The 24,917-nt window shown below is 72.7% G+C and carries 26 protein-coding genes; 1 reads left to right on the forward strand and 25 read right to left on the reverse strand.

Features of this window, described 5'->3' with window-relative positions:
• Positions 1-5: 5 nt before the first annotated feature.
• The 7 genes from ACUP6Y_RS14925 to pcaH form a co-directional block, all read right to left on the reverse strand.
• Positions 6-962: an HNH endonuclease signature motif containing protein gene (locus tag ACUP6Y_RS14925; protein WP_462551535.1), complete on the reverse strand. Its 957-nt coding sequence runs from the start codon at positions 960-962 to the stop codon at positions 6-8.
• 501 nt (positions 963-1,463) lie between these two features.
• Complete coding sequence (locus ACUP6Y_RS14930) at positions 1,464-2,639, reverse strand: 4-hydroxybenzoate 3-monooxygenase (protein WP_462551536.1); 1,176 nt, start codon at positions 2,637-2,639, stop codon at positions 1,464-1,466.
• On the reverse strand, positions 2,636-3,013 hold the full coding sequence (gene pcaC / locus ACUP6Y_RS14935) for a 4-carboxymuconolactone decarboxylase (RefSeq protein WP_462551537.1): 378 nt from the start codon (positions 3,011-3,013) through the stop codon (positions 2,636-2,638). Before pcaC ends, ACUP6Y_RS14930 begins: the two co-directional genes overlap by 4 nt.
• Positions 3,010-3,753: an alpha/beta fold hydrolase gene (locus ACUP6Y_RS14940; RefSeq protein WP_462551538.1), complete on the reverse strand. Its 744-nt coding sequence runs from the start codon at positions 3,751-3,753 to the stop codon at positions 3,010-3,012. The genes pcaC and ACUP6Y_RS14940 overlap by 4 nt, the downstream gene beginning before the upstream one ends.
• Positions 3,746-4,912: a lyase family protein gene (locus ACUP6Y_RS14945; RefSeq protein WP_462551539.1), complete on the reverse strand. Its 1,167-nt coding sequence runs from the start codon at positions 4,910-4,912 to the stop codon at positions 3,746-3,748. Before ACUP6Y_RS14945 ends, ACUP6Y_RS14940 begins: the two co-directional genes overlap by 8 nt.
• Positions 4,909-5,457, reverse strand: coding sequence for a protocatechuate 3,4-dioxygenase subunit alpha (pcaG, locus tag ACUP6Y_RS14950; RefSeq protein ID WP_462551540.1), 549 nt, complete (start codon positions 5,455-5,457; stop codon positions 4,909-4,911). The genes ACUP6Y_RS14945 and pcaG overlap by 4 nt, the downstream gene beginning before the upstream one ends.
• On the reverse strand, positions 5,450-6,193 hold the full coding sequence (gene pcaH, locus ACUP6Y_RS14955; RefSeq protein ID WP_462551541.1) for a protocatechuate 3,4-dioxygenase subunit beta: 744 nt from the start codon (positions 6,191-6,193) through the stop codon (positions 5,450-5,452). Before pcaH ends, pcaG begins: the two co-directional genes overlap by 8 nt.
• Before the next feature lie 68 nt (positions 6,194-6,261).
• Between pcaH and ACUP6Y_RS14960 the strand changes: the two genes are divergently transcribed.
• A complete protein-coding gene (locus ACUP6Y_RS14960) occupies positions 6,262-7,008 on the forward strand; it encodes an IclR family transcriptional regulator (RefSeq protein ID WP_462551542.1) in 747 nt (248 codons plus the stop codon).
• Positions 7,009-7,015: 7 nt separating this feature from the next.
• Here the strand turns inward: ACUP6Y_RS14960 and ACUP6Y_RS14965 are convergent, their stop codons facing one another.
• From ACUP6Y_RS14965 to ACUP6Y_RS15050, 18 genes are all read right to left on the reverse strand, one after another.
• Positions 7,016-7,852, reverse strand: coding sequence for a bifunctional allantoicase/(S)-ureidoglycine aminohydrolase (locus tag ACUP6Y_RS14965; RefSeq protein ID WP_462551543.1), 837 nt, complete (start codon positions 7,850-7,852; stop codon positions 7,016-7,018).
• A complete protein-coding gene (allB, locus tag ACUP6Y_RS14970) occupies positions 7,849-9,183 on the reverse strand; it encodes an allantoinase AllB (protein ID WP_462551544.1) in 1,335 nt (444 codons plus the stop codon). Before allB ends, ACUP6Y_RS14965 begins: the two co-directional genes overlap by 4 nt.
• The gene (gene uraH / locus ACUP6Y_RS14975; RefSeq protein WP_462551545.1) at positions 9,173-9,487 is read right to left on the reverse strand and encodes a hydroxyisourate hydrolase; all 315 of its coding nucleotides are present in this window, start codon (positions 9,485-9,487) and stop codon (positions 9,173-9,175) included. The genes allB and uraH overlap by 11 nt, the downstream gene beginning before the upstream one ends.
• Positions 9,484-9,930 carry a 2-oxo-4-hydroxy-4-carboxy-5-ureidoimidazoline decarboxylase gene (uraD, locus tag ACUP6Y_RS14980; protein WP_462551546.1) on the reverse strand — a complete coding sequence of 149 codons (447 nt, stop codon included), beginning with the start codon at positions 9,928-9,930 and terminating at the stop codon, positions 9,484-9,486. The genes uraH and uraD overlap by 4 nt, the downstream gene beginning before the upstream one ends.
• Positions 9,931-9,938: 8 nt before the next feature.
• On the reverse strand, positions 9,939-10,823 hold the full coding sequence (gene pucL / locus ACUP6Y_RS14985; RefSeq protein ID WP_462551547.1) for a factor-independent urate hydroxylase: 885 nt from the start codon (positions 10,821-10,823) through the stop codon (positions 9,939-9,941).
• Entirely contained in the window at positions 10,820-12,067 is a 1,248-nt protein-coding gene (locus tag ACUP6Y_RS14990) for a DUF6986 family protein (RefSeq protein ID WP_462551548.1), read from the reverse strand. The genes pucL and ACUP6Y_RS14990 overlap by 4 nt, the downstream gene beginning before the upstream one ends.
• Positions 12,064-14,232, reverse strand: a complete 2,169-nt coding sequence (locus ACUP6Y_RS14995) for a malate synthase G (RefSeq protein ID WP_462551549.1) — start codon at positions 14,230-14,232, stop codon at positions 12,064-12,066. The genes ACUP6Y_RS14990 and ACUP6Y_RS14995 overlap by 4 nt, the downstream gene beginning before the upstream one ends.
• 211 nt (positions 14,233-14,443) lie before the next feature.
• The gene (locus ACUP6Y_RS15000) at positions 14,444-15,904 is read right to left on the reverse strand and encodes an aldehyde dehydrogenase family protein (protein ID WP_462551550.1); all 1,461 of its coding nucleotides are present in this window, start codon (positions 15,902-15,904) and stop codon (positions 14,444-14,446) included.
• Positions 15,901-16,581, reverse strand: a complete 681-nt coding sequence (locus ACUP6Y_RS15005; RefSeq protein WP_462551551.1) for an HD domain-containing protein — start codon at positions 16,579-16,581, stop codon at positions 15,901-15,903. The genes ACUP6Y_RS15000 and ACUP6Y_RS15005 overlap by 4 nt, the downstream gene beginning before the upstream one ends.
• Positions 16,578-17,828, reverse strand: a complete 1,251-nt coding sequence (locus tag ACUP6Y_RS15010) for an NAD(P)/FAD-dependent oxidoreductase (RefSeq protein WP_462551552.1) — start codon at positions 17,826-17,828, stop codon at positions 16,578-16,580. The genes ACUP6Y_RS15005 and ACUP6Y_RS15010 overlap by 4 nt, the downstream gene beginning before the upstream one ends.
• Before the next feature lie 3 nt (positions 17,829-17,831).
• On the reverse strand, positions 17,832-18,152 hold the full coding sequence (locus ACUP6Y_RS15015) for a 2Fe-2S iron-sulfur cluster-binding protein (RefSeq protein ID WP_462551553.1): 321 nt from the start codon (positions 18,150-18,152) through the stop codon (positions 17,832-17,834).
• 32 nt (positions 18,153-18,184) lie between these two features.
• A complete protein-coding gene (locus tag ACUP6Y_RS15020; RefSeq protein WP_462551554.1) occupies positions 18,185-18,922 on the reverse strand; it encodes an SDR family NAD(P)-dependent oxidoreductase in 738 nt (245 codons plus the stop codon).
• Between the two features lie 3 nt (positions 18,923-18,925).
• Positions 18,926-19,087 carry a PEP-utilizing enzyme gene (locus tag ACUP6Y_RS15025; RefSeq protein WP_462551555.1) on the reverse strand — a complete coding sequence of 54 codons (162 nt, stop codon included), beginning with the start codon at positions 19,085-19,087 and terminating at the stop codon, positions 18,926-18,928.
• Positions 19,084-20,673, reverse strand: coding sequence for a PEP-utilizing enzyme (locus tag ACUP6Y_RS15030; protein WP_462551556.1), 1,590 nt, complete (start codon positions 20,671-20,673; stop codon positions 19,084-19,086). The genes ACUP6Y_RS15025 and ACUP6Y_RS15030 overlap by 4 nt, the downstream gene beginning before the upstream one ends.
• A gap of 42 nt (positions 20,674-20,715) precedes the next feature.
• Positions 20,716-21,843, reverse strand: a complete 1,128-nt coding sequence (locus tag ACUP6Y_RS15035) for a PEP/pyruvate-binding domain-containing protein (RefSeq protein WP_462551557.1) — start codon at positions 21,841-21,843, stop codon at positions 20,716-20,718.
• Positions 21,840-23,126, reverse strand: a complete 1,287-nt coding sequence (locus tag ACUP6Y_RS15040; RefSeq protein ID WP_462551558.1) for a cytochrome P450 — start codon at positions 23,124-23,126, stop codon at positions 21,840-21,842. The genes ACUP6Y_RS15035 and ACUP6Y_RS15040 overlap by 4 nt, the downstream gene beginning before the upstream one ends.
• Before the next feature lie 200 nt (positions 23,127-23,326).
• A complete protein-coding gene (gene aqpZ / locus ACUP6Y_RS15045) occupies positions 23,327-24,058 on the reverse strand; it encodes an aquaporin Z (RefSeq protein WP_462551559.1) in 732 nt (243 codons plus the stop codon).
• Positions 24,059-24,133: 75 nt separating this feature from the next.
• The gene (locus tag ACUP6Y_RS15050) at positions 24,134-24,916 is read right to left on the reverse strand and encodes an IclR family transcriptional regulator (protein WP_462551560.1); all 783 of its coding nucleotides are present in this window, start codon (positions 24,914-24,916) and stop codon (positions 24,134-24,136) included.
• Position 24,917: the final 1 nt, after the last annotated feature.

The raw sequence follows: 24,917 nt of genomic DNA on the forward strand, positions 1-24,917 counted from the left end.
GGTGGCTACTCGTCGGGTGGGTGGAGGGGATGGGTGCCGCGGTGGTCGACGCGGAACCGGTACCCGGCCGGGCTGGTCCACACATAGGTCGCCGGAGCCGGCGTCACGTAACGCCAGGCGGAGTGAGTCTTGGCGCGGTGGTGGCGTCGACAGAGCGGGACGAGGTTGCACGGACACGTCTGCCCGCCCTCCCCAAAGGGGGTCGCGTGGTCGAGGTCGCAACGCCGGGCCGGACGGGTGCAGTGCGGGAACCGACACGTGTGATCCCGCAACGCGACGCGGGCGCGGTGCCGGTCGGGGATCTCGTAGGACCCGACAGGGTGATGCTCGGCCAGGTCGATCACCGGGCGCACGATCACCATCGTGTTCTTGGCTCGGAGCCATGCACGGATCTGGGTCGAGGAGATCGGGCAGCGGCCCCCCTCCCAGCGCCCCACCGGATTCACGAACGGGCTGGCGAACGGATTGTCCCCGGTAGCAGTGGTGTCGGTGAGGGTGGTGTCGGTGAGGGTGGTGTCGGTGATGTGGATGTTGAGGATCACCGTGCGGCCGGGCTCTCGTGACGGTCGCTCCACGGCCTCCGCGACCTCCGCGACCTCCGCGACCTCCGGGGTGACCGGGTCGGGGATCGACAGGTCCAACGCGAGGTCGGCGCGGGCCAGTTCGGCGGCGGCCTTGGAGCGGCGCACGTCGAGCGTCGAGTCGTCACCGAGCCGTCCGAGGGTCTTGGCCCGCCGGGAGATGGCGAGGTCCAGGTCGTGTCCGTCGGCGGCGTCCATGACTCCGTCGAGGTGGACCAGACCGTGCTCATCGACCGCACCGATGTCGAAACGCCGCCGGTCGGTAGCACGCCGGCGGTCGGCCTCGGCGTGTTCGGGGTCGAACCGGAGCACCGCCTCGGCCACGAGTCGCTCCAACTGGGCCCACCCGACACCGGAGGCGTTCCAGAGCTGCCGGTCCACGAACCCCGCAGCATCCGCGCACAGGGGGCGGGTGAGGTCGGCGATCCGTTCGGCCGCCAGGGCGCCAACCGTCCCGCCACCACGGCGGCGTACACGTTCGGCAGGCGCCAGGCACACTCCAGGATCCGTCCGACATAGGCCTTGCCGCCATCGGGAGACCTGCCGAGCACCGCGACCAGCTCCATGACCGCGAACTCACTGACCAGCGGAGTGCCGTCCCCAGCGATCGGGACCACCGTGTCGAGGTAGCCCGCAGTGATCGTCGCGGCCCCTTCAGCGCCGGCGACGACGTGGTCGACGGCCCATTCCACGATCGTGGTCCATTCCTCGACCAGGGACTCCTCGCGAGCCCGGACCCCAGCGCTCAGCCGCGACAGCGGCGGGGCTGTCGAGCGAGGCGCGGTGGCGAGATCCATGACCGGATCCTCCCATCCGGCCCCGACACTTCAAGGCGTCGGAGACCCGCTTGTGGACAGGGAGAACCCGACTGACGCTGAGGGCTCAGGAGGGCCAGCCCGTGTAGCCCTCCGCCAGGTAGGTCGACCCGGCGGTCGAGGTGACCAGCGAGGTCAGCTCACCGACCTGCCGGCGTACGTCGAAGTCGCTCGCCTCGGGCAGGCGGTGCAGCATCGTGGTCATCCAGTACGAGAAGTGCTGGGCCTTCCAGACCCGCTGCAGCGCGCGCTCGGCATAGCGGTCGAGTGCGACCTCGTCCCCTCGGAGGTGGAGCTCGAGCTCCTCGGCGAGCACCCGGACGTCGGCCAGCGCCAGGTTGAGGCCCTTGGCGCCGGTCGGCGGGACGGTGTGGGCGGCGTCGCCGGCGAGCACCAGGTTGCCGTGCCGCATCGGCTCCTGCACGAAGCTGCGGAACGGCAGCACCACCTTGGAGGTGATCGGCCCCTCCTCGAGCGCGTAGCCGTTGGCGCCGACCCGGGCCTGCAGCTCCGCCCAGATCCGGTCGTCGGACCAGGCGGCGACGTCCTCGGCCGGGTCGCACTGGAAGTACATCCTCTGCAGGGTCTCCGTGCGCTGGCTGATCAGCGCGAAGCCGCGCTCGGAGTGGCTGTAGATCAGCTCCTCGCTGCTGGGCGGCGCCTCGCAGAGGATGCCGAACCAGGCGAAAGGGTACTCGCGGAAGAACTGGCGGCGCAGCACCTCGGGGAACTCGTGGCGGCAGATGCTGCGCGAGCCGTCGGCCCCGACCAGGACTCGTGCCGCGACCTCGTGGGGTACGCCGTCCGCGTCGGTGAACCTCATCAGCGGCCGGTCCCCCGTGATGTCGGCGACCGACACCTCGCTCACGCCGAACCGCACGTCCCCGCCGTCGCGCGCACGGGCATCGGCGAGGTCGATGAACACGTCGGTCTGCGGGTAGAGCTGGACCGAGGCGCCGACCAGCTCCTCGAAGTCGATCCGGTGCCCGCCGCCGCCGAAGGCGAGGTCGATCCCGGCATGCCGGTAGCCGTCGCGCAGCACCCGGTCGGACACGCCGCTCTCGGTCAGCAGGCGCACGCTGTCCTGCTCCAGGATCCCGGCCCGGTGGGTGTTCTCGATCTCCTCACGGCCGCGGATGTCGATCGCGACCGAGCCGATCCCGGCGCGCTGCAGCAGGTGCGCCAGCATCAGGCCCGCGGGCCCGGCGCCGACGATCGCGACGTCGGTGGTGATGCGGTTCATCGTTCCTCCTCCAGCACGCCCTTGGCGACGGCGAAGGCGTGGTTCGCGGCCGGGACGCCGCAGTAGATCGCGGCCTGCAAGATCACCTCGGCGATCTCGTCGTCACTGAGCCCGTTGGTGCGGGCCGCGCGCACGTGCATCGCGAACTCCTCCCAGTGCCCGAGCGCGATCATCGCGGTCAGTACGGCGACCGAGCGGCTGCGGCGGTCCAGGCCCGGCCGGGTCCAGACGCTGCCCCACGCATAGCGGGTGATCAGCTCCTGGAAGTCGTGCGTGAACGCGGTCTTCGCGGCCTCGGCCCGGTCGACGTGCGCGTCGCCGAGCACCTCCCGGCGGACGCTCATCCCGGCGTCGAAGGGGTCGTCATAGGTCATCGGTCGGCCTCCAGGAAGGTGGTGATCAGGTCTGCGGTGGCGGCGGGGTCCTCGGCGGGCGGCAGGTGGGCGACGCCCGCGAGCGCGACCTCGACCTGGTCGGGGGTCACGACGACGTCGTGCTCTCCACCGGCTCTCAGCAGCGGCACCGGCGCGAACGCGACCCGGTCCCGGATGTCATGGGCCGCGAGCGCCTCGCAGGCCAGCGCGTAGGACTCGTCGTCGACGGACTGCAGGGCGAGCAGCAGGCCGCTGCCCGTCGCCGGGTCGCGATCGAGGAAGCCGGGCGCGAACCAACGGGCCGCCGAGCCCTCCACCATGGCAGCGGTCCCGGCCTTGCGGACGTGTGCCGCCCGCTCGCGCCAGCCCTCCGGCGTACCGATCCGCGGGGCCGACGCCAGCGTGACGACCGCGTCGAACGGTCCGGGCTGGACCGCGATGGTGAAGCCGACCGCCCCGCCGAGGGAGACGCCGGCGTAGGCGACCGGCCGCCCCGCGGCGAGCCCGGTGGCCCGGTCCCGGACGGCGGTGGCCAGGTCCGCCACGGTGAACGCCGTCGTCGTGGGCGCTCCGGCGCCGTGGCCGGGCAGGTCCCAGCCGACGACCTGCCAGGTCGCCGGGAGCAGCGCGGCGCAGCGGCGCCAGAGGTCGGCGACGCCGGTGCCGAGGGACGGGCCGACGACGAGGACGCGCTCAGCGTCGCCGTCACCGGCGAGCTGGGTGAAGGTCAGGTCAACCACGGGTCTCCTCCCAGCGGGTGATCGCGAGGTCGACGAGGCGCCCGGCCTCGCCGGTTCCGCCGCGGGTGTCGAGGTCGCCGGTCGCGCTGGCCGCGTCGACCCGGGCCGCCATCGCGGAGGTGTCGACCCGCAGCCCGGCGACCAGCTCGGCCGCCTGGCTCGCCGCGGTGACCGCGAGCGCCAGGAGCCGCGCCACGACAGGCCATTCGGCGTGCCAGGCACCATCGGGGCGCTCGTCGACGGCACCCGCCGCGGACAGGTGCAGCTGTGCGGCCAGGCCGGGCGCCTGCTGCGCGGCGGCATGCACGAGCACCGACAGCACCGGGTTCTGCTTGTGCGGCATGGTCGAGGAGCCGCCCCGTCCGGCCACCGCACCCTCACGGACCTCGGCCATCTCGGGACGCCCGAGCAGCAGCACGTCGGCGGCCACCACGCCGAGCGCGTCGGTGGCGGTGGTGAGCGCGTCGCCGATCGCGGTGAGCGCAGCGCGGCGGGTGTGCCAGGGCAGGTCGGCGTCGGCCAGGCCGAGCGCCTCCGCGAGCGCCGGCGCGGCCGCCGCCGCCCCGGGTCCGGCGAGGTCGGCCAGCAGGGCGCGGGTGCCCGCCGCACCGCCACACTGCACCGGGAAGGTGAGCCCGTCCAGTCCGGCGACGGCAGCGCCCACGCCGGCCAGCCACTGGGCGGCGCGCAGCCCGAAGGTGGTCGGGACCGCCCACTGGGTGAGGGTCCGCGCGACGGCCGGGTCGTCGCGGTGGGTGCGGGCCAGCGCCGCGAGGGCGTCGCCGGTGCTCACCAGGTCGGTCCGGACCCGGGTGACGGCGTCGCGGGCGAGGAGGACGAGCGCGGTGTCGACGACGTCCTGGCTGGTGAGCCCCCGGTGGACGGCGCCCGCGGCATCGCCCGCGGCGACGCGGAGCAGCTCGACCAGAGGCACGACCGGGTTCCCGGCCGCCTCGGACGAGGCCACCAGGGCGGTCAGGTCGACGTCGAGTCCGGCCGCAGCCTCGGCGACCTTCGCGGCCTCGGCGTCACTCGCGACGCCCACGGCGACCAGGGCCCGCGCCCAGGCCGTCTCCACGCGCAGCAGGGCGGCCAGGACCGCGGTGTCGTCGGCGATCCCGGCGGCCCGGTGCGCGCCGGGGCGCAGCAGGTCGCTCATCCGTCGTGCCGCGGGTAGCGCAGGAACACCGTCTCCCGCTCGCCCTGCAGGTGGATGTCGAAGCGGAGACTGCCCTCGGCGTCGCGCTCGGCCCGCAGGGTCTGCGCCTCGGCCGCGGGAAGTCCGGCGAGGAAGTCGTCCGACTCCCCCGGCAGGTAGGCCCGGGTACACAGCCGGTCCAGCAGTCCACGGGCGAAGACGACGACCGAGAAGAACGCCGCCCCGCCGTCGACGCCGCCCGGCTCGACGGTCGTGAACGCGTAGCGGCCGGACGCGTCGGTGGCCGCCCGGCCCCACCCGGTGAACCGGCCGTCGCGGCGCAGCGAGCCCTCGACCCGCGGCGCCCGCCCGGCCGGGTCGGCCTGCCGGATCTCGACGAGCGCGTCGGGGACGGGGGCACCGCTGCCGTCGTACACGGTGCCGTGGAGACGGACCGCGCCGGCCGAGCCGGCGGGCACCAGGAAGGGGCCGCCGGCGTACGGCAGCGCGTCGTGGAAGAACGGGCCGATGGTCTGCCCGGGGGTGGGCGCGAGGGTCTCACTCATGGTCGGCACGCTCCAGGGGCGTCGCGTGGGTGCCGGTCAGGACGATGTCCCAGCGGTAGCCGGTCGCCCACTCGTGGGTGGTCAGGTCGTGGTCGTAGGTCGCGACCAGGCGGTCGCGGGCAGCCTGGTCGGTGATCGACTGATAGATCGGGTCGAGCGCGAACAGCGGGTCGCCCGGGAAGTACATCTGCGTGATCAGCCGCTGGGTGAACTCGGTGCCGAACAGCGAGAAGTGGATGTGGGCGGGGCGCCAGGCGTTGAGGTGGTTGCGCCACGGGTACGGGCCCGGCTTGATCGTGGTGAGCCGGTAGTTCCCGTCACCGTCGGTCAGGCAGCGCCCGACGCCGGTGAAGTTCGGGTCGATCGGCGCCGGGTGCTGGTCGCGCTTGTGGATGTAGCGCCCGCCCGCGTTGGCCTGCCAGATCTCGACCAGCTGGTGGCGCACCGGGCGCCCGTCGCCGTCGAGGACCCGACCGGTGAGCAGCATCCGCTCGCCGATCGGCTCGCCGCCGTGCTGGATGGTCAGGTCCGCCTCGACCGGGTCGATGTCGGAGTGCCCGAACACCGGCGCCACCAGCTCGATCCCCTCGGGGTCGGCGTGGCGCAGGTCCTTGGTGGGGTGGCGCAACGCGGAGCTGCGGTACGGCGGGAAGTCGATCCGCGGCTGCGCGGCGCCCGGTGGGGTCGCGGCGTGCGCCTCGGTGATCTCGGCGGTGATCCGCGCTTGCGAGTCCATGCCCCCACGCTAGGGGCCACAGGGTGTGCCGCGCGATAGACTTCTTCCACTGAGTGAAAGGTGGCCGGTTGGCTGGGAACACGTCCGTCCCGGGCGCGACCGTCGTGTCGCGCAGTCTGGCCCTGCTGTTCGCCTTCGACGAGACGCACCGCCGCCTCACCCTGTCCGAGCTGGCCCGGCGCGCCGACCTGCCGCTGCCCACCGCCCACCGCCTGGTCGGCGAGCTGGTCGCCGGCGGCGCGCTGGTCCGCCGGCCCAGCGGGGAGTACGTCGTCGCCCGGCGGCTGTGGCAGGTCGGCCTGCTCGCCCCTGTCGAGACCGGGCTGCGCGAGGTCGCCGCGCCGTTCATGAACGACCTGCACGCCACCACCCGGGCCACCGTCCACCTCGCCGTCCGCGAGGGCACCGAGGTGCTCTACCTCGAGCGCCTCTCCGGCCGCGCCTCGGTGCCTGTGGTCAGCACCGTCGGCTCCCGGCTCCCCCTCCACGCGACCGGCGTCGGCAAGGTGCTGCTCGCCCACGCGCCCGACGACGTCGAGGCCGCCGCGCTGGCCCGGCTGGCCCGGATCACGCCGTACACGATCACCCAGCCGGCCCGGATCCGCGAGCAGCTCGAGCAGATCCGCCGCGACGGCTACGCCACCACGGTCGAGGAGATGACCCTCGGCGCCTGCTCGGTCGCCGTACCCGTCCCCGCCGGCGGGCGGGTCGTCGCCGCGCTCGGCGTCGTCGTGCCCTCGCTCAAGCGCGACCGAGCCCGCCTGGTCGCGGCGCTGCAGGTCGCCGCCCAGGGCATCGGGCGGTCGGTGGGCTGAGCTGCAGTCACGCTGAGCCGGGTCGCCCGGGCAGATGGAGGCCCGCGTGCCGGTTGACGTCCTTGTAGAGCAGGTACCGAAACCGTCCCGGACCACCGGCGTAGCAGGCCTGGGGGCAGAAGGCGCGCAGCCACATGAAGTCGCCGGCCTCGACCTCGACCCAGTCCTCGTTGAGCAGGTAGACGGCCTTGCCCTCCAGGACGTAGAGGCCGTGCTCCATCACGTGCGTCTCCGGGAACGGGATCGCGCCGCCGGGCTCGAAGGTGACGATGTTGACGTGCATGTCGTGGCGCAGGTCCGTCAGGTCGACGAAGCGGGTGGTGGACCAGGCGCCGGCTGTGCCGGGCATCTCGATCGGCTCGACGTCCTGCTCGCGCATCACGAAGGCCGGCGGTATGTCCAGGCCGGCGACCCGTTCGTAGGACTTGCGGATCCAGTGGAAGGACGCCGTTGTCCCGGACGGGTTGTGCAGCGTCCAGGGCATCTCCGGTGGGAGATAGGCGTAAGAGCCGGGGACGAGGGCGTGCTCGGTCCCATCGAGGGTGAGCGTGAGCGCGCCGTCGACGACGAAGAGGACCCCCTCGGCGTCCGGATCGGTCTCGGGGGCCTCAGAGCCGCCGCCGGGGGCGACCTCGACGACGTACTGGCTGAAGGTCTCGGCGAAGCCGGACAGGGGCCGGGCCAGCACCCACAGCCGGGTGGCGTCCCAGCCAGGCAGGTGGGACGCCGTGATGTCGCTGAGCGTGCGCCGCGGGATCACGGCGTACGCCGTGGTGAACCGCGCGCGATCGGTGGTCAGCGCCGTCTGGGGCGGCAGGCCGCCCCGGGGCACGTAGTAGGTCATCGTCTTCCCCTCTCCAGGAGTCGTCCTCGTGGCTCGTCGTCGACGGGTACGCCGCGCAGCCAGGTCTCCCGGACGAGGCCGCGCAGCGTGCGCCCGGCGTACGCCGAGACCGGGTTGCGGTGCCGCAGCCGGGCCACGTCGACGGTGAGCTCCTCGTCGGGCGCGAAGCGCACCAGGTCGGCATCCGCGCCGACGGCTATCCGACCCTTGTGGGCGAGGCCGCACCGATCGGCCGGCGCGGTGGCCATCCAGCGCACGACGTCGGCAAGCGGCCGGCCGCGCTCGTGGGCGCCGGTCCACACCGCGGGCAGGCCGAGCTGGACCGACGCGATGCCGCCCCACGCGGCGCCGAAGTCGCCTCCGCCGCGCTGCTTGAGCTCGGCGGTGCATGGCGAGTGGTCGGAGACGACGAAGTCGATGTCGCCGACGGCCAGCGCGGCCCACAGCGCCTCGCGGTTGGCCGCCTCGCGGATCGGCGGGCAGCACTTGAGAGCGGTCGCCCCGTCATCGATGTGCTCGGCGTCGAAGGTCAGGTAGTGGGGACAGGTCTCGACGCTCACGTCCACGCCCTCGGCCCGGGCCGCCCGCAGCAGCGGCACCGCGTCAGCGTCGCTCAGGTGGACGACGTGCGCCCGGCCGCCGGTGGCCCGCGCCTCGTCCAGGACCAGGCGGATCGCGGCCTCCTCCGCCCCGCGCGGCCGGGAGGCCAGGAAGCCGGCGTACCGGACCCCGTCGAGCGCCCCGTCGTCGATCAGGGAGCCGTCCTCGGCATGCACGATCATCAGCGCGTCCAGCCGTGCGGTCTCGGCCATCGCGGCGGCGAAGGCGTCCGGCTCGAGGTGGCCGAACTCCACGACGCCCGCGTCGAGCAGGAAGCACTTGAACCCGAACACGCCCGCCTCGTGCAGGCCGGCCAGGTCCGCGAGGTTGTCCGGCACCGCGCCGCCCCAGAAGCCGACGTCGACCCACACCTGGCCGCGCGCCACGTCCTGCTTGACCCGGAGGTGCTCGACCGTGGTCGTGGGCGGGATCGAGTTGAGCGGCATGTCGACGATCGTGGTCACCCCGCCCGCGGCGGCCGCGGCGGTCGCACTCGCGAAGCCCTCCCACTCGGTGCGTCCCGGCTCGTTGACGTGGACGTGGGTGTCGACCAGGCCGGGTAGCAGCACCTCGTCGTCCTCCAGCGTGACGATGCGGGTAGCGGCCGGCGGCTCCGAGAAGCCCGCCACCACGGCGACCCGTCCGTCCGCGACGCCCACCGCGACCGCGCGCTCCTCGCCGTCCACGATCGCCCGTCGCGCCAAGACGACCAGGTCGAGGTCAGCTGCCACGGTAGGTCGAGTAGCCGTAGGGGCTGAGCAGCAGCGGGATGTGGACGTGCTGGTCCGCACCGTCGTCTGGGATCGTGAAGACCACGACCACCTCGGGATAGAAGCCGGTGACGTACGCCGCGACGTCGAACCGCAGCACGTAGTCGCCCGCGGCCAGCTCCGGGCCCAGTGCCGCCACCCGGCCGTCCGCGTCGGTCACACCCGCGCCCAGCGGCTCGCCGCCGCGGGTCTCCAGGCGCACCGGAACGCCCACGGCGGGGCGGCCGGCCGCGGTGTCGAGGACGTGGGTCGACAGGGCGCTCATCCGAGAGCCTCCTCGAGCCGGAGCAGGGCGATCTGGCGCAGGTTGTCGACGGTCTCGGCGCGCTCGGCGGCGTCGTCATTGCCGAGACGCCGGTCGAGCTCGGCGAGGATCGCGTCGGCGTCCCTGCCGGCCGCGCGGATCAGAAAGACCCGGTCGAAACGCTCCTCGTAGGCTGCGTTCCCGGTCGCCAGCCGCGCCGCGGTGTCGCCCGCCGCCGGATCGACGCCGGCCTGCTCGCGCCGGGACTGCGCTCCCCCGCGCTCGCCGATCCGCGGATGGCCCGCGAGCGCCTGGTCGAGCTCGGCGTCGCTGAGCTCGCGGGCCGCCGTGTCGGCCGCCTCGAGCAGGGTGGCCCGGTCGTCGTACGGCGTCCCGGCGAGGACGTCGTCGGCCCACCGCGGCACCGACAGGCAGCCGAGCAGGAGCTCCCGAGTCACGGTCACGCCGGACATCAGCAGAACCCCGGAACGGCCAGCCAGGCATCGCCCGCCGGCGGCGCGTCGTCACGCACGACCTGGGCCTCGATCAGCCCGTAGGGCCGGTCCGCGGCGACGAACACCTCCCCGTCGTTGGTGAGCCCGTCCACCCGGAACCCGCTGAAGTCGACCAGGAAGTGGTGCTTGTTGGGCGCCGAGAAGCGCACCTCGGCCAGATCGGGCTGGTCGTCCAGCAGCGCACCGCCCATCGCGTGCAGCGTCTCCTGGAGCGCCCGGGAGTAGGTGCCGGCGAAGGTGCTCAGCAGCGTCGCGAGCGCGGCGTCGTACGAGGAGTTCCAGTCGACGTCGGTCGTGGTGTGCCGCCACTGCGCGACCAGGGAGGTGGCCAGGATCCGGTCGTCCGCCTCGGCCAGGGTCGTGAACTCGTCGACCAGGAAGCCCTTGAACTCGGAGTCGGTGGTGTTCATCAGCACCAGGTCGCGCACGCCGGAGAGCACCGTGGAGGTCTCCCGCCCGACGGTGGCGAGGGCCGTGCGGGTGGCGCCGCCACGCCGACTGAACGAATGATCGCCGATCCGGTCCCAGGCGTACTGCTCGACCTTCACCTGCGCCTGGGCCGCTGCCGGGCAGGCCTCCAGCAGCCGGCGCCCCAGCGCGAGCGCGTAGTCCTCGATCGACGACACCCCGTGCAGCTTGGCGTAGGCGAAGGCGGTGTTCTTCTGGGTGTCGGTCGGCAGCACCCGCCCCTGGTCCCCGGACACGTGGGCCGCGGCGAAGTCGCCGCGCAGCGCCGTCGACACATTGAGGTCGTGGATCTCATGCAGGGGCGTGTCGCGGACGATGCGCACCACGCGCGTTTCCGCCTTGCCGTACTGGTTGGCTCCCAGGCGATGGGTCATCGGTCCGTCCTCACCGGCCGGCCCTCGGCCAGCCCTCGCAGGTCGTGCAGGCTCAGCGGCAGCGTCGTCACCTCGGCCGGGTCGACGGCGCCGCAGTCGAGCCCCCGCAGCAGGTACGCCGCCAGCGCCCGTGCCGTCGCCGGCTCATCCGCGATGCCACCCGACTCCCGCCGGGCGTAGTCGTCGAGTCGGGAGAGCGCCGGGGCGAGCCCGGAGCGGTAGAAGGCGTACGTCGCGGCGTACCGCGTCGGGAGCTGGGCCGGGTGCAGGTCCCAGCCCTGGTACAGGCCGTGCTCCAGTGAGCGGCGTGCCAGTCCATGGTGGTGGGCCCACGCGGCCCGCACCTGGTCGGGACTCCCGACGGGCAGGATGTTGGTCGAGCCGTCGGAGAGCCGCACGCCGGTGCCGGCCGCGGCCGCCTGCATGACCAGCTTCGCGTGGTCGGCCACCGGATGCGCGAGCGACTGCTGGGCGGCGGCGATGCCACAGAACGCCGAGTAGTCGTAGGTGCCGTAGTGCAGGCCGGTCAGCCGGCCCGCCGCCGCGTGGACCATCCGGGCCACCAGCGCGGTGCCGTCGGCGCCGAGGATCGACTGCGGCGTCTCCACCTGGATCTCGAAGCGCAGCGAGCCTTCGGCCAGGCCCAGGCCCCGCTCCAGGCTCGCGCAGGCATGCACCATCGCCTCGACCTGGTCGACACTGGTCACCTTCGGCAGCGTCACCACCCAGTCGGCCAGGTCTCCGCCGGCCTCGACCAAGGCGGCGACGTACGCCGTGAGGGTGCGCACCGCGCGGGTGCGGGTGGCCGGGTCGAGGCTCTTGATCCGGATGCCGCCGAAGGGCGCGGCGGTACCGGCCCGCTGGCTCGCCGCGAGGTCGGCCGCGGCCCGGCGGACGTCGGCCTCCTCTTCGGCGTCGGACTTGCCGAGGTAGCCGTCCTCGAAGTCGATCCGCAGGTCCTCGACCGGCTCGCTCACCAGCTTCGCCCGGACCCGGGCCACCAGGGCGTCGTCGGCCACCAGGTCGGCGAACGCCCGGGCGTGCTCGTCGAGGGCCGCCAGCGCCTCGCCGCCGTAGCGCGGCACCAGGCCGGCGTCGTACCGGTCGGCGGCGACGTAGACCGTATGCACCGGCTGCCGTCCGGGCCGCTCCCCGGGGTAGTCGCGGGCCAGCGCGGCGTCGGCGCCGGCCAGCCGCGCGTCCAGCTCCGCGGTCAGCTCGGCCGCGATCGCATCCGTGCTCACCCGGCCTTCACCTCGCGCCGCTGCCGGTGCAGGATCGGCTCGGTGTAGCCCGACGGCTGCGCCAGCCCCTCCAGCACCAGCGCGCGGGCGGCCGCGAACGCGTGACCGTCGAAGGCCGGGCCCATCGGCCGGTATCCCTCGCCGGCCTGCTGCTCGTCGACGACGGCCGCCATCCGGCGCAACGCCGCCTCGACCTCGTCGATCGTGACCACGCCGTGGCGCAGCCAGTTGGCGACGTGCTGGCTGGAGATCCGGCAGGTGGCCCGGTCCTCCATCAGCGCGACGCCGTGGATGTCGGGCACCTTCGAGCAGCCGATGCCCTCATCGATCCATCGCTTCACGTAGCCGAGCACGCCCTGCAGGTTGTTGTCGACCTCCGCGGCCTTGTCCGCCGCCGTCCAGGCGGCCACCTCGGCATCGCCGGCGAGGGGAACCGTGAGCAGCTGCTCGAGCGTCGTACGACGACCGCCGGCCAGCTCGCGCTGCCGGGCCGCCACGTCGACCTCGTGGTAGTGCAGCGCGTGCAGCGTCGCCGCGGTCGGCGAGGGCACCCAGGCGCAGCTCGCGCCGGCCCGGGGATGACCGGCCTTCTGCTCCAGCATCTCGGCCATCGCGTCCGGCTTGGCCCACATCCCCTTGCCGATCTGCGCCCGCCCGGCCAGCCCGCAGGCGAGGCCGATGTCGACGGATCGGTCTTCGTACGCGGCGATCCACGCCGTGCCGCGCATGTCGGCCTTGCGGATCATCGGCCCACCCAGCATCGAGGTGTGCAGCTCGTCGCCGGTGCGGTCCAGGAAGCCGGTGTTGATGAACGCGACCCGGCCCCGGGCCGCGTGGATGCAGGCGGCCAGGTTCGCCGAGGTACGCCGCTCCTCGTCCATGATCCCGAGCTTGATCGTGGCCCGGGGCAGGGCGAGCAGGTCCTCGACCGCGGCGAACAGGTCGTCGGTGAACGCGACCTCGTCCGGACCGTGCATCTTCGGCTTCACGGCGTACATCGCGCCGACCCGGGAGTTGGCCAGCTCGGCGCGGCCCTGGAGATCGGGCAGGCTGCACAACGCGGTCATGATCGCGTCCAGCACGCCCTCGGGCACCTCCTCGGGGCCGTCCGGGCCGTCGAGGAGCACCGCGTCGGTGGTCATCAGGTGGCCGACCTGGCGCACGAACAGCAGCGAGCGACCCGGCAGCCTCACCTGGCCCGACGGGCCGTCATAGACCCGGTCCGGCGCGAGACCACGCACGAACGACTGGCCACCCTTGGCGACCTCGGCACTCAGCGTGCCCTGGTTGAGCAGCAGCCAGTTGCGGTAGCCCGCGACCTTGTCGTCGGCGTCGACCGCGGCCACCGAGTCCTCCAGGTCCATGATCGTGGAGATCGCCGACTCCAGCAGCAGGTCCTTGACCCCGGCCTGGTCGTCGCGCCCGATCGGGTCGTCCCGGTCGATGAGGATCTCCACGTGCAGGCCGTGGTGGACCAGCAGCACCGCCTCGGGCGCCGCCGGGTCACCGCGCCACCCGACCAGCTGAGTCGGGTCGGCCAACGCGGGCACCAGCGCGCCGTCGACGACGGCGTACGCCTTCGCGTCGGCATGTGTGCCGTCCCCGAGGGGGAAGTGCGCGTCCAGGAACACCCGGGCGCGCCGGATCACCTCGGCGCCCCGGCGCGGGTTGTACGACGTCCCGCGCTCCCGACCGTCGTCCTCGCCGATCACATCGGTGCCGTAGAGCGCGTCGTACAGCGAGCCCCAGCGAGCGTTGGCCGCATTGGCCGCGAACCGCGCGTTGAGGACAGGCACGACGAGCTGCGGCCCGGCCTGCACCGCGACCTCCGCGTCCACCTCGCCCGGGTCGATCGAGAAGGCGGCCGGCTCCTCGACCACGTACCCGATCTCCCGCAGCATCGCCACATAGCCCGCCTGGTCCGCGACCGGTCCCGGGTGCGCCGTGTGCCAGTCGTCGAGCAGCCGCTGAAGCTCGTCACGCCGCTCCAGCAGCGCCCGGTTGCGAGGTCCGAAGGCGACCAGGATCGCCTCCACCCCGGCCCAGAAGGCTCCGTCGTCGAGCCCAGTGCCGGGCAGCGCCTCGTCACGCACGAACCTGTGGAGGACGGGCGCCACACGGAGCGCACCAAGGGCGATCCGGTCGTCTGCCTGCGGTGTTGCCATCTCTCAGAGCCTCTCTGGCACGGTCGGGGTCGGTGGGCGACGCCAGGGAGAAGCAGGGACGTCGAATGTAGACCTCGCGTCGAGACAGGGTCAACGGGCTCGCCGAGCTGTCCGAGCGGTCATCGGAAGCATGGCGGTGATGCCGCGGCGCGGGCATCACAGGAACTCGGCAGCTTCGCGCGCCGACGGCTCGGGCCGGGCGTGGCCCGCATCAGGCCTTCCGGTGGATCGACTTGAAGGTGAGGTACGCCGAGAGCCCCTCCACGCCGTACTCGACGCCGAGGCCGGAGTCGTGCCGACCACCGAAGGGCGCGGCGTGGTTGGAGGCGAAGAAGTTGAGCCCGACCGAGCCGGTGTCCATCCGCTCGGCCACTGCCAGAGCCTGCTCCGGCGAGGAGGAGAAGACCAGGCCGCCCAGGCCGAAGGAGGTGTCGTTGGCCAGCGCGATCGCCTCGTCGAGGGTCTCGTAGCGCAACACCGAGAGGACCGGGCCGAAGACCTCCTCCCGCGCGACGGTCATGGACGGCGTCACGTCGGCGAGCACCGTCGGCTCCACGAAGTAGCCGGGTCCATCGACGGCCGCGCCGCCGGTCGTGACCCGCGCCTCCTCGGCGACCGCGCCCTCGAGGTAGCCGACCACCAGGTCACGTTGCCGCGCCGTGGCGAGCGGCCCGAAGACCGTGTCGGGCTCGAACGGATCGCCCTGCTTGCCGGCGGCGATGGTCGCGGTGACCATCGCGACCACCTCGTCGTAGCGCGACGCGGGCGCCAGGATCCGGGTGGAGATGTAGCAGGTCTGGCCGGTGTTGCGCATCGACGAGCGCACCAGGACGGCGGCCATGGCGTCGAGGTCCGCGTCCTCCAGCACGATCGCCGAGGACTTGCCGCCGAGCTCCAGGGTCACCGGCTTGAGCAGCTCGCCGCAGGCCGCGCCGATCCGGCGGCCCACCGGCGTCGAGCCGGTGAAGGCGACCTTGGCGGTGTCGGGGTGGCGCACCAGCGCCTCACCGACCGCTCCCCCACCGGTGACCAGGTTGACCACGCCCGGCGGGACCCCCGCCGCCGAGGCGGCCTCGACGACGAAGCGGATCGACAGCGGGGTCGACTCCGCCGGCTTCAGCACCACGGTGCAGCCGGCGAGCAGCGCGGGCGCCAGCTTGATCACCATCAGGTTGATCGGGAAGTTCCAGGGCGCGATCAGCACGCACGGCCCGACCGGCTCACGTCGTACGACGGTCTCCGCGCCGCCCGCCGGGAACGGCCGCACGTCCTCGGCCTCCAGCCACGAGGCGAGGGAGGCGACATGGCGCAGGATCCCGGCCGCGTTGGCCGCGGCACCGGCGGTCTCGGCGACCGGCGAGCCGTTCTCGCGGGTGTTCGTCCACGACAGCGGCTCGGCCCGCTTCTCCAGCTCGTCGGCCATCCGGAGCAGCACCTCGGCCCGCTCGCTCGGCGACAGGGACGGCCACGGCCCCGACCGGAACGCCGTGACCGCGGCGGCCATCGCGTCCGCGACGTCCTCGGGCGAGGCGTCGGGCACCGAGCCCCACTCCTCACCGGTCGCCGGGTCGACGACGGGCAGCCGGCCGGTGCCGCGCGCGAGACGCCAGGCGCCGTCGACGTACAGGTCCTCGACGTGGGTCCAGGGCAGGTCGAGGGCGGGCCGGGTCACGAGGTCTCCTCGCGCAGCACGTCGGTCTTGAGCAGCCGGTTGGAGCGGGTCAGGTCGGCCTGGGCCATCGCGATGGCCGCCTCGGTCAGCAGCTCGGGGACGATCTCGCGGGCGAGCCGGTCGCAGTAGGTCGCCGGGTCGAGCCCGAACCAGCCCGACGCGAGCGCGATCCCGGCGTGGTCGAAGCGCCACAGCCGGTCGGCGTCGCGGACCAGCGCGTCCTCCAGCGAGTAGGCCTCCTTGCGGGTGTCGTGCCCGTCCACGATCGCGCACACCGCGGCGACGAACTCCTCGGCGTAGCCCAGCGGCGGCAGCACCTCGCGGGCGATGACGCAGCCCTGCCGCTCGTGCTCGAACCGGATCTCCGCCTTGCGCCAGTCGCCCGAGAAGCCCTCGGAGAGGATCCGGCTCTCGTCGACCCGGCCCCAGCCGGTGTCGTGCAGCAGGATCGCCACCCGCACCAGCTCCGCATCGGCCTCCGGGTAGGCGCGGCACAGGCGCTCGGCGTACGCCAGCGAGATCGGCAGATGGATGTCGTTGCTGCGGGTCCGCGTCTCGGGCACGACCGAGCGCCACACCGGGTCGAGGTCGAGCCCGGCTGCCGGGGTCAACGAGATCGGGGAGGTGTCGACCGGGCCGGACGGCGAGACGGGGGTCGGCGGCAGGGGGTGGGTCATGACGGCTTCCTCGAGATCGACTTGAGCTGGACCGCCGGGTCGGCGGCCTCGCCGGGCGGGATCGCCGCCCCACCGGCGATGGCGGCCTTGACGGCCATGAAGTCCAGGGGGGCGTTGACACAGTCGGCGGCGAGGATCGTGTCGCCGCGGTAGTAGAGGACGGAGTACTTGCCCTTCGCCTCGTCGCGCCGCACGACGGTCAGGTCGTGGCCCGCGGACAGGCCGGCGATCTGCAGCTTGAGGTCGGCCTGGTTGGACCAGAACCACGGGACCCCGGCGTACTCCTCGGGCCGGCCGACGATCGCGTAGGCCGCCACCTTGGCCTGCTCCACCGCGTTGTTGACGCTCTCGAACCGGATCCGGTCGCCCTCGGGCGCGCCCGGCACCGGGTTCGGCAGGTTGGCCACATCGCCCACTGCCACGGTGACGCCGTCGGAGGCGACCGCGTGCGCGTCGACCAGGATCCCGTTCTCGCAGGCCAGCCCGACCGACTCGGCCAGCTCGGTGTTGGGGATGACGCCGACGCCGATCAGCACCAGGTCGGCCGGGACCACCCGGCCCTCGGCCAGCTCGACGCCCGCCACGCGGTCGCCGGCGCCGACGATGCGGCGTACCTCCGCATCGAGGACCACGTCGATGCCGTTCTGCCGGTGGTGCTCGAGCAGGTACGCCGACGTCTCGGCCCCGACCGCCCGACCCACCAGGCGCGGCCCGGCCTCCAGCAAGGTCACGGTGCGGCCCATCTTGTTGAGGCTGGCCGCCGCCTCGATGCCGATGAAGCCGCCGCCGATGACGACGACGTCCTTGACCATCGGCACCCGGGCCTTGAGCTCCAGCGCGTCGTCGGCGTTGCGCAGGTAGAGGACTCCGGGCAGGTCGACGCCCTCGAGCAGCAGCCGCCGGGCGCGGGCGCCGACGGTGAGCCCGAGCCGGTCGAACGGGATCTCGGTGCCGGACATGGCGTGCGCCACCCCGCTGCCGTCGTCGCGCTTGTCGATCCGGATGATCCGCTCGTTGGGGACGACCCGGATCCGGTGCTCGTCCCAGTAGTCCTGGGTGCGGTAGATCAGCGACTCCTTGGTGATCGCCCCCTGCAGGAACTCCTTCGACAGCGCGGGACGCTGGTAGGGCCGGTGGTTCTCGTCGCCGAGGAGGGTGATCGGGGGCTCGTAGCCCAGCGCCCGCAGGGACACCGCGAGCTGCACCCCCGCCTGGGAGGAGCCGATGATCAGGAGTCCGTCGCTCATCGCTCAGACCTGCGTCTCGGGGGTGGTCACGTGCAGGTCCATGCCGTCGGTGACCTTGATCTGGCAGCACAGCCGCGAGGTGTCCTGCCGGTCGACGGCGGCGCCCCACAGCATCTCGTCCTCCATCTCCTCCATCGGCGGCAGCGCCGCGAACTCGGCCTCGTCGACGAAGACGTGGCAGGTCGCGCAGGACAGGGAGCCGCCGCACTCGGCGACGATGCCGGGGACGCCGTTGCGCACGGCGGTCTCCATCACGGAGTCGCCGACATTCGCCTCGACCGCCACAGCGGAGCCGGCGGCGTCGGTGTAGGTGATGGTGGGCATGTGCGTGCTCCTTGCGAGAAGACGTGGGTGGGTCAGATGAACTGCCGGCCGCCGTCGACGACGAGCGTCTGGCCGGTGATGAAGCCGGCGTCGGGGCCGGCCAGGAAGAGCGCTGCCCCGACGATGTCCTCAGGCTGGCTCGAGCGGCGCAGCGCGCCCCGCTGGACGCCGTACGACGCCGCGTCCTCCATCAGCCCCAGGCTGGCCTCGGTCAGGGTGAATCCCGGTGCGATCGCGTTGACGGTGATCGACCGGCGGCCGAGCTCCTTGGCCATCACCCGGGTCAGCGCGATGACCGCCCCCTTGGAGGCGACGTAGTGCGCCCAGTGCTCGGAGCCGGAGAAGACGGTGGCCGAGGAGAGGTTGACGACCCGGCCGCCCTCGCGCAGGGAGGGGCTCAGTGCCTTGGTCATCAGCCACGGGCCCTTGGTGTTGACCGCCATCACGCGGTCCCATTCGTCGGGGTCGATGTCCTCGAGCGGGGACCGGGTGACGGTGGCGTACAGGGCGGCGTTGTTGACGAGGACGTCGACGGCGCCGCCGGCGAAGTCGGCCACCGCGGCGGCGAGCGCGGTGGTCGACTCCGCGGAGGTCACGTCGACCGGGCCGTGCCAGGCCGCGACGCCGCAGTCCTTGACCAGCCGCGCGGTCTCCTCGACGCCCTCGACGTTGACATCGGCGACGGCGACGGCGTATCCGCGGGCGGCGAAGCCGAGCGCGAACGCCCGGCCCAGGCCGCCGGCGGCTCCGGTGACCAGCACGGTGGCCATGGCTCAGCCCTCGAGGATCTCGACCCGGCCGGCGTTGCCGTCGACGCGGATCAGCTGGCCGGTCTGGATCGTCGTGGAGCCGTTGCCGGTGCCGGTCACGGCCGGCAGGCCGTACTCGCGGCACACGATCGCGGCGTGGCTCATCATCCCGCCGATGTCGGTCACGGTGCCTTGATCTTGCCGAAGATCGGTCCCCACGACGGCGCCGTGATGGTCGCGACGAGGATCTCGCCGTCCTGGACCTCGCCGAGCTGGTCGGCGTGGTAGACCACCCGGGCCCGTCCTTCGACGACGCCGGGCGAGGCGGCCATGCCGGTGACGGCACCGTCGTCGCCCTCGTCGTCGCTGAGCCACTGCTGGACCTGCTCGGTGGTGATGCCCCACAGCATCTGCGTGAACGGCTCGGTGATCTGCTCCGGCGGCGTGTTGAGGGCCGGCTGCGGACGCTGCGTGCTGAGCGCCTCGACGATCGCCCGGCGGCGCTCGATCTCGGGCGGCCAGTAGGTCGGGCCGATCGCGGTGGAGCCGACCGCCCACGAGGTCACCAGGTCGAAGAGCGCGTCGCGGACCTTGCGCCAGAACACGCCCATGGTCCAGTGCTCGATGTAGAAGTTGTGGTTCTCGACGTAGGGGTACGCCGTGGCGGCGAGCCCGCGCTTGGCGTCGAAGAGCGCGAGGTTCTCTCCGTCGAGCAGTTCGCGGTACTCCTCGACGATCCGGTCGCGCTCGGCGATCAGGTGGTCGACCGGTCGCAGGATCTGCTGGCCGTCCTCGAGGCGGCGGATGTAGTCCTTGACGTAGCCGAGCGGGATCTCCTGGTACTCGATCCAGTACTTGTCGTGGCCGTAGAAGCCGTTGCCGACGGTGAAGTTGAACCACGGGTCCTGCGCGGCCTCGTACGCCGCCAGCCAGGCCGCGCCGCCGTCGTGCTCCCCGATCCGGGCGAGCGTGCCGGCGACGTCGTCGGTGTCGACGAACGCGGCCTGCAGGCCGCTGTCCACGGCCAGGGCGGCGAGCTTCTTGAGCTCGTCGTCGGGGCGGAACAGCTCCATGTCGACGCCCTGCACCATCGTGGCGATGGCCTGGTCGGGGATGTCGGGGAAGACCTGCTTGGCGAAGGTGAAGAAGTCGAGGTAGGCGAGGTAGCCCAGGTTGAGGAACTCGAAGTGGTACTGCCAGTTCTGGTAGCAGAGCTGGATCAGGCGGTCGTAGCCCTCCATCAGGACCTCGGACCCGTCCTTGGCCTTGCCCGAGACGATGTCGTCGAACGGGACCATGTCCGGCAGCGGCCGGAACTCCAGGGACTCCATCTCGCGGATGGTCGCGAGCACCTTCTCCCGCCACTGGGTGAGCAGGCTGTCCCAGTTCTGGAAGTAGTGGCCCACCCGCCGCTCGAACTCCGGCACCCGGCCGGGGATCTCCGCCTCCGGGACCGGGATCGGGCTCATGTAGAGGTAGCCGAGATGCACCTTGAACTCGATGCCGTTGGCGGGCGGGATCAGCAGGTGGCGGGTGTTGTACTGCCCGAGGCACTTGACGGCGAACTCCCCGCCGATGGTCTCGAAGGGCTTGTAGACCGTCGGCCAGTGCTGGCTGTCGCAGAACCAGAACTTCTCGTCGTCGGCTCCGGCGGCGTTGTCGAAGGTGAGGTAGTAGGGGTAGAGCGCCTCCCAGCCCTCCGCACCGGCGGGGACCGGGAGCGAGGACGGGCTTGGGAAGGACTTCACCACGGGCGCGGAGTCAACGGTCATGTCGGTGGTCCTTTGCTGGAGTGCGGAGAGGAGTCGGGCGGGTCAGTGCGTGTGGTCGTGCGACGGGTCGTGCGCGTGGTCGTGCCCGAGAGCCAGGTTCGGCGTGAGGGCCGAGGAGAAGTTGCCGAAGGTGAAGCCACCGGCCGGCTGCGCCGGGGCTGCGGGGGCCGGGGCGGCCGGCTTGCTCGAGTGGACGGTCTCGGGGCGGGCCTGGAGGAGCAGCAGGTTCTCGCCGTCGGGCAGGTCGCCGTCGAAGGCCCACTCGATGTCCTGGGGGCAGCCGTAGTGCTTCTCGGCCCGCTTGGCCAAGGTCGCGATGGCGCGCACCTCGTCGTCGCTGACGCAGCGCACGCTACGACGCTCCGCCTCGACCTCGCGCTCGACGAGCGTGGCGCCGTCGGGGTCCGCGACCATCTCGATGTGCTTGTCGCCGATGTGCTCGGAGACGACGCTGAGCATCACCTTGTCGAGCATCAGGTTGTCCGGGGTGACCGTGCCGGAGACGACCGACTCCCCCACGCCCCACGAGGCGTCGATGACGACCTTGGAGCGGTCGCCGGTGCTCGGGTTGAGGGTCATCGCGACGCCGGCGCGGGTGGCGTTGACCATCTTCTGCACGGCCACCGCCATCGACAGGCCCTCGTCGGGGATGCCGTTCTTGAGCCGGTAGAGGATGGCCCGGCTGGTGTAGATCGACGCCCAGCAGCGGCGGATGTGGTCGCGCACGTCGTCCCAGCCGCACAGCCACAGGTAGGTGTCCTGCTGGCCGGCGAAGCTGGCGTCGGGGAGATCCTCGGCGGTGGCCGAGGAGCGCACCGCGACCGGCACACCCTCGCCGATCCGCGCCACGAGCTCGTCGTACGCCGCGCGAGTGGCGTCGCGCACCGCGTCGGGGACCGGGCAGCCCAGCAGCAGCTCGCGGATCTGGGCGGCGACCTCCTCCACGCGGACCACGTCGGTCGGATCGAGGCCGGCGAGCAGCTCGTGGACCCGGGCGGCGATGCCGGACTCGCGGACGAAGGCGTCGTAGGCCGCGGTGGTGACCGCGAAGCCCGGCGGGACCGGCATCCCGGCGCCGGTCATGGTGACCAGGGAGGCGCACTTGCCGCCGAGCAGGTCGTGGTCGGCCGGCTCGCCGGCGTCGAAGAACTGGACGTAGCGGCTTCTCATCGCTCCCCCTCCGAGGTCGCGTCCCAGGTGACGGGGACCGCGAGCGGCGCCCGGAAGGACAGGTTGTCGCCGAACCGGATGGCCTCGGCGTCGACGAGGCGCAGGTCGGGCGCGACCCGGGCGATCTCCTCCAGGCAGACCTTCGCCTGCAGCTTGGCCAGCATGTTGCCGAGGCAGTAGTGGATGCCGAAGCCGAAGGCGAGGTGCTCGCGGGCGTTGGCGCGGGTGACGTCGAAGGTGTCGGCGTCCGCGAACCGGGTCTCGTCGCGGTTGGCCGAGCCCATCAGCAAGAGCAGCTCGCTGCCGGCCGGGATCTCGACGCCGCCGACCGTGGTGTCCTTCAGCGCCTTGCGCCGCCAGCCGACGATCGAGGGGCTGACCCGCAGCACCTCGTCGACCGCGCCCGCGATCAGGCCGGGGTCGGCGACGACCCGCTGCCACTGGTCGGGGTGCGCCAGCAGCATCCGCACGGCGTTGGAGATCAGCGTCGTCGTGGTCTCGTGACCGGCGAAGAGCAGGCTGTAGCAGATCGAGGCGATCTCGTGGTCGGTGATCGGGTCGCCCTCGGCCTGGGCCCGGACCAGGTCGCCGACCAGCGAGTCCCGCTCCTCGGCGTGCGCCTCGGCGACCAGACGCTGGCACTCGGTCCAGTAGTCGACCAGGTTGTGCGCGTGCGGCACCTGCTCCTCGTCGGACAGGTCACCCCAGGTCATCGCCGCTCGCGAGTCCGACCACGTCTTGAACAGGTCGACCTTGCTCGTGTCGGCGCCGATCAGGGTGAGGATGGTGACCGTCGGGACGTCGTAGGCGAGGTCGCGCACGATGTCGCCGACCCCGTCCGGGTGCTCGCGCATCGCGGTCAGCAGATCGACGACGTGGGCGCGGATCGCCGGCTCCAGGGCCTTGTAGCGCCGCGGCGTGAACGCCTTCGCGGTCACCTTGCGGATCCGGGTGTGCTCCGGGGGGACTCGCGCCGAGAGGCCGGAGTACGCGGTGAAGCCGCCCTCCTCCATGATCCGGCGGGCCTCGGGCCCACGCTCGCGGACCGGCGCCTGGGCGTTCTCGCTGCTGAACGTCTCCCAGTCCTCGAAGACCGCCTTGACGTCCTCGTAGCGGCTCACGACCCAGTAGCCGACGCGCTCGTCGTACATCACCGGCTCCTCGGCGCGCAGCGCCGCGTACGACGAGAACGGGTCGTCCATGGCGAACGGCTCGTAGCCGTGGTGCTTGCCGTGCGCGACCGGGCAGCCGGAGGCCGGTCGGGAGTCGTGCGTCGTGGTCATCTCGCACCCTTCTGGGAGTGGTGGTCCGGGCTGCCGAGTGGCGCCGGTCACAAGGTCAACCTTGACCCTGCGCCGGGCCGCCCACAATGGGCACCTTCCGGTGAACGGAAGCAGGTGTGGGCGCGGTCCGGGCCGGAACGCGACGACTCCCGGCCGGGTGCGGCCGGGAGTCGTCGACGGTGCTGGTGGACGGCGCGGGCTCAGGCCTCCATCGCGTCGGCCAGCGCGACGGCGTCGTCGCTGCCCAGCAGGAAGGCGTAGGAGAACCCGGCGATCAGGCCGCCGACGGCCGGCGCCACGATGAACAGCCACAGCTGGCCGATCGCGTCGCCGCCGGCGAACAGGCCCACGCCGATCGAGCGGGCGGGGTTCACCGAGGTGTTGGTGACCGGGATGCTGATCAGGTGGATCAGAGTCAGCGAGAGGCCGATCGCCAGCGGCGCGAAGCCCTTGGGGGCACGCGAGTCGGTCGCGCCGAGGATGACCCACAAGAAGACCGCGGTCAGCAGCACCTCGATCACCAGGCAGGCGACCAGGCTGTAGCCCAGGGGCGAGCGGTCGTCGTACCCGTTGGAGGCGAAGCCGCTCTTGACCGCGTCGAAGCCGTCGGTGCCGCTGGCCACGACGAGGAGCACGGCGCCGGCGACGATGCCCGCCACGACCTGGGTGCCGATGTAGACCGGAGTGTCCTTCCAGGCGATCCGGCCGCCGGCCGCGGCGCCCAGCGTGACCGCCGGGTTGAAGTGGCCGCCCGAGATGTGGCCGACCGCGTAGGCCATCACCACCACGGTGAGACCGAAGGCGAGCGCGACGCCGGCGAAGCCGACCTCCTTGCCCGCGAGGACCGCGGTTCCGCAGCCGCCGAAGACGAGGACGAACGTGCCGAGGAACTCCGCGGCGACGACCTTGCGTACATCAGGTTGAGTGGACATCGTGCCTCCTGGGGAAGAGGGTTCCTCGATGTGGAACCTGAAGGCAGTATCACGCCTGCGGGGCTGTGACGTCGGTCACCGCGCCGTGCGGCCGACCGGCGCCCAGCGGCTCACCGAGGGCGCGATCCGAGCCGCGATCCCCCGCAGCGTCGGCAGGTGGCGGGGCATCTGGTCGGCCTGCGCGGAGTGCATGACCAGGCCGATCGAGGCCGGCGCGCGACCGTCCGGGGTCAGCACGGGCACCGCGACCGAGCAGCTGCCGACCCGTACCTCCTCGTAGGTCGTCGCGAACCCGCGCTCACGGATGGCCGCGAGCTCCACGAGCAGCCGCTGGGGGTGGACGTGGGTCCGGGCGGTCACCGGGTCGAGCCGCTCGGCGACGTACGCCTCCTGCAGCCAGCGGTCCTCGTAGGCCAGCAGCACCTTGCCGACCGCGGTCGCGTGCAACGGCAGCCGGCCGCCGACGCGGCTGGCGCGCGGGACCCGCTTGGAGCCGTAGACCCGGTCGATGTAGAGCGCCTCGTGGCCCTCGCGGATCGCGAGGTGCGCCGTCTCCTGGGTCAGGGAGAAGAGGTCCTGGAGGTAGGGCCGGGCGGCGTCGCGGAGCTGGCGACCGGCATGCTGGGCGACCTCCCACAGCCGCAGCCCGACGACGTACCGGCCCTCGGGGGTGCGCTCCAGCGCGCCCCACGCGACGAGCTCGGCGGCGAGCCGGTGGGCGGTCGGCAGCGGTACGTCGGCGTGGGCGGCCAGCTCGCTGAGCGACTGCGCGCTCGGGCCGTACTCGAACGCGGCGAGCAGGGCCAGCACCTTGGAGGTGACGGTGCGTCCGCCGCCTCCGCTCCCGCCGTCGATCACG

This window comes from Nocardioides sp. S5-5, from assembly GCF_054954065.1.

Coding starts and splice junctions, on each gene's coding strand:
- ACUP6Y_RS14930 (WP_462551536.1), bottom strand. CDS start 2,639: ATGAACCGCATCACCACCGACGTCGCGATCGTCGGCGCCGGGCCCGCG.
- pcaC (WP_462551537.1), bottom strand. CDS start 3,013: ATGACCTATGACGACCCCTTCGACGCCGGGATGAGCGTCCGCCGGGAG.
- ACUP6Y_RS14945 (WP_462551539.1), bottom strand. CDS start 4,912: ATGAGCGACCTGCTGCGCCCCGGCGCGCACCGGGCCGCCGGGATCGCC.
- pcaG (WP_462551540.1), bottom strand. CDS start 5,457: ATGAGTGAGACCCTCGCGCCCACCCCCGGGCAGACCATCGGCCCGTTC.
- pcaH (WP_462551541.1), bottom strand. CDS start 6,193: ATGGACTCGCAAGCGCGGATCACCGCCGAGATCACCGAGGCGCACGCC.
- ACUP6Y_RS14965 (WP_462551543.1), bottom strand. CDS start 7,852: ATGACCTACTACGTGCCCCGGGGCGGCCTGCCGCCCCAGACGGCGCTG.
- uraH (WP_462551545.1), bottom strand. CDS start 9,487: ATGAGCGCCCTGTCGACCCACGTCCTCGACACCGCGGCCGGCCGCCCC.
- pucL (WP_462551547.1), bottom strand. CDS start 10,823: ATGACCCATCGCCTGGGAGCCAACCAGTACGGCAAGGCGGAAACGCGC.
- ACUP6Y_RS14995 (WP_462551549.1), bottom strand. CDS start 14,232: ATGGCAACACCGCAGGCAGACGACCGGATCGCCCTTGGTGCGCTCCGT.
- ACUP6Y_RS15005 (WP_462551551.1), bottom strand. CDS start 16,581: ATGACCCACCCCCTGCCGCCGACCCCCGTCTCGCCGTCCGGCCCGGTC.
- ACUP6Y_RS15010 (WP_462551552.1), bottom strand. CDS start 17,828: ATGAGCGACGGACTCCTGATCATCGGCTCCTCCCAGGCGGGGGTGCAG.
- ACUP6Y_RS15015 (WP_462551553.1), bottom strand. CDS start 18,152: ATGCCCACCATCACCTACACCGACGCCGCCGGCTCCGCTGTGGCGGTC.
- ACUP6Y_RS15020 (WP_462551554.1), bottom strand. CDS start 18,922: ATGGCCACCGTGCTGGTCACCGGAGCCGCCGGCGGCCTGGGCCGGGCG.
- ACUP6Y_RS15030 (WP_462551556.1), bottom strand. CDS start 20,673: ATGACCGTTGACTCCGCGCCCGTGGTGAAGTCCTTCCCAAGCCCGTCC.
- ACUP6Y_RS15035 (WP_462551557.1), bottom strand. CDS start 21,843: ATGAGAAGCCGCTACGTCCAGTTCTTCGACGCCGGCGAGCCGGCCGAC.
- ACUP6Y_RS15040 (WP_462551558.1), bottom strand. CDS start 23,126: ATGACCACGACGCACGACTCCCGACCGGCCTCCGGCTGCCCGGTCGCG.
- aqpZ (WP_462551559.1), bottom strand. CDS start 24,058: ATGTCCACTCAACCTGATGTACGCAAGGTCGTCGCCGCGGAGTTCCTC.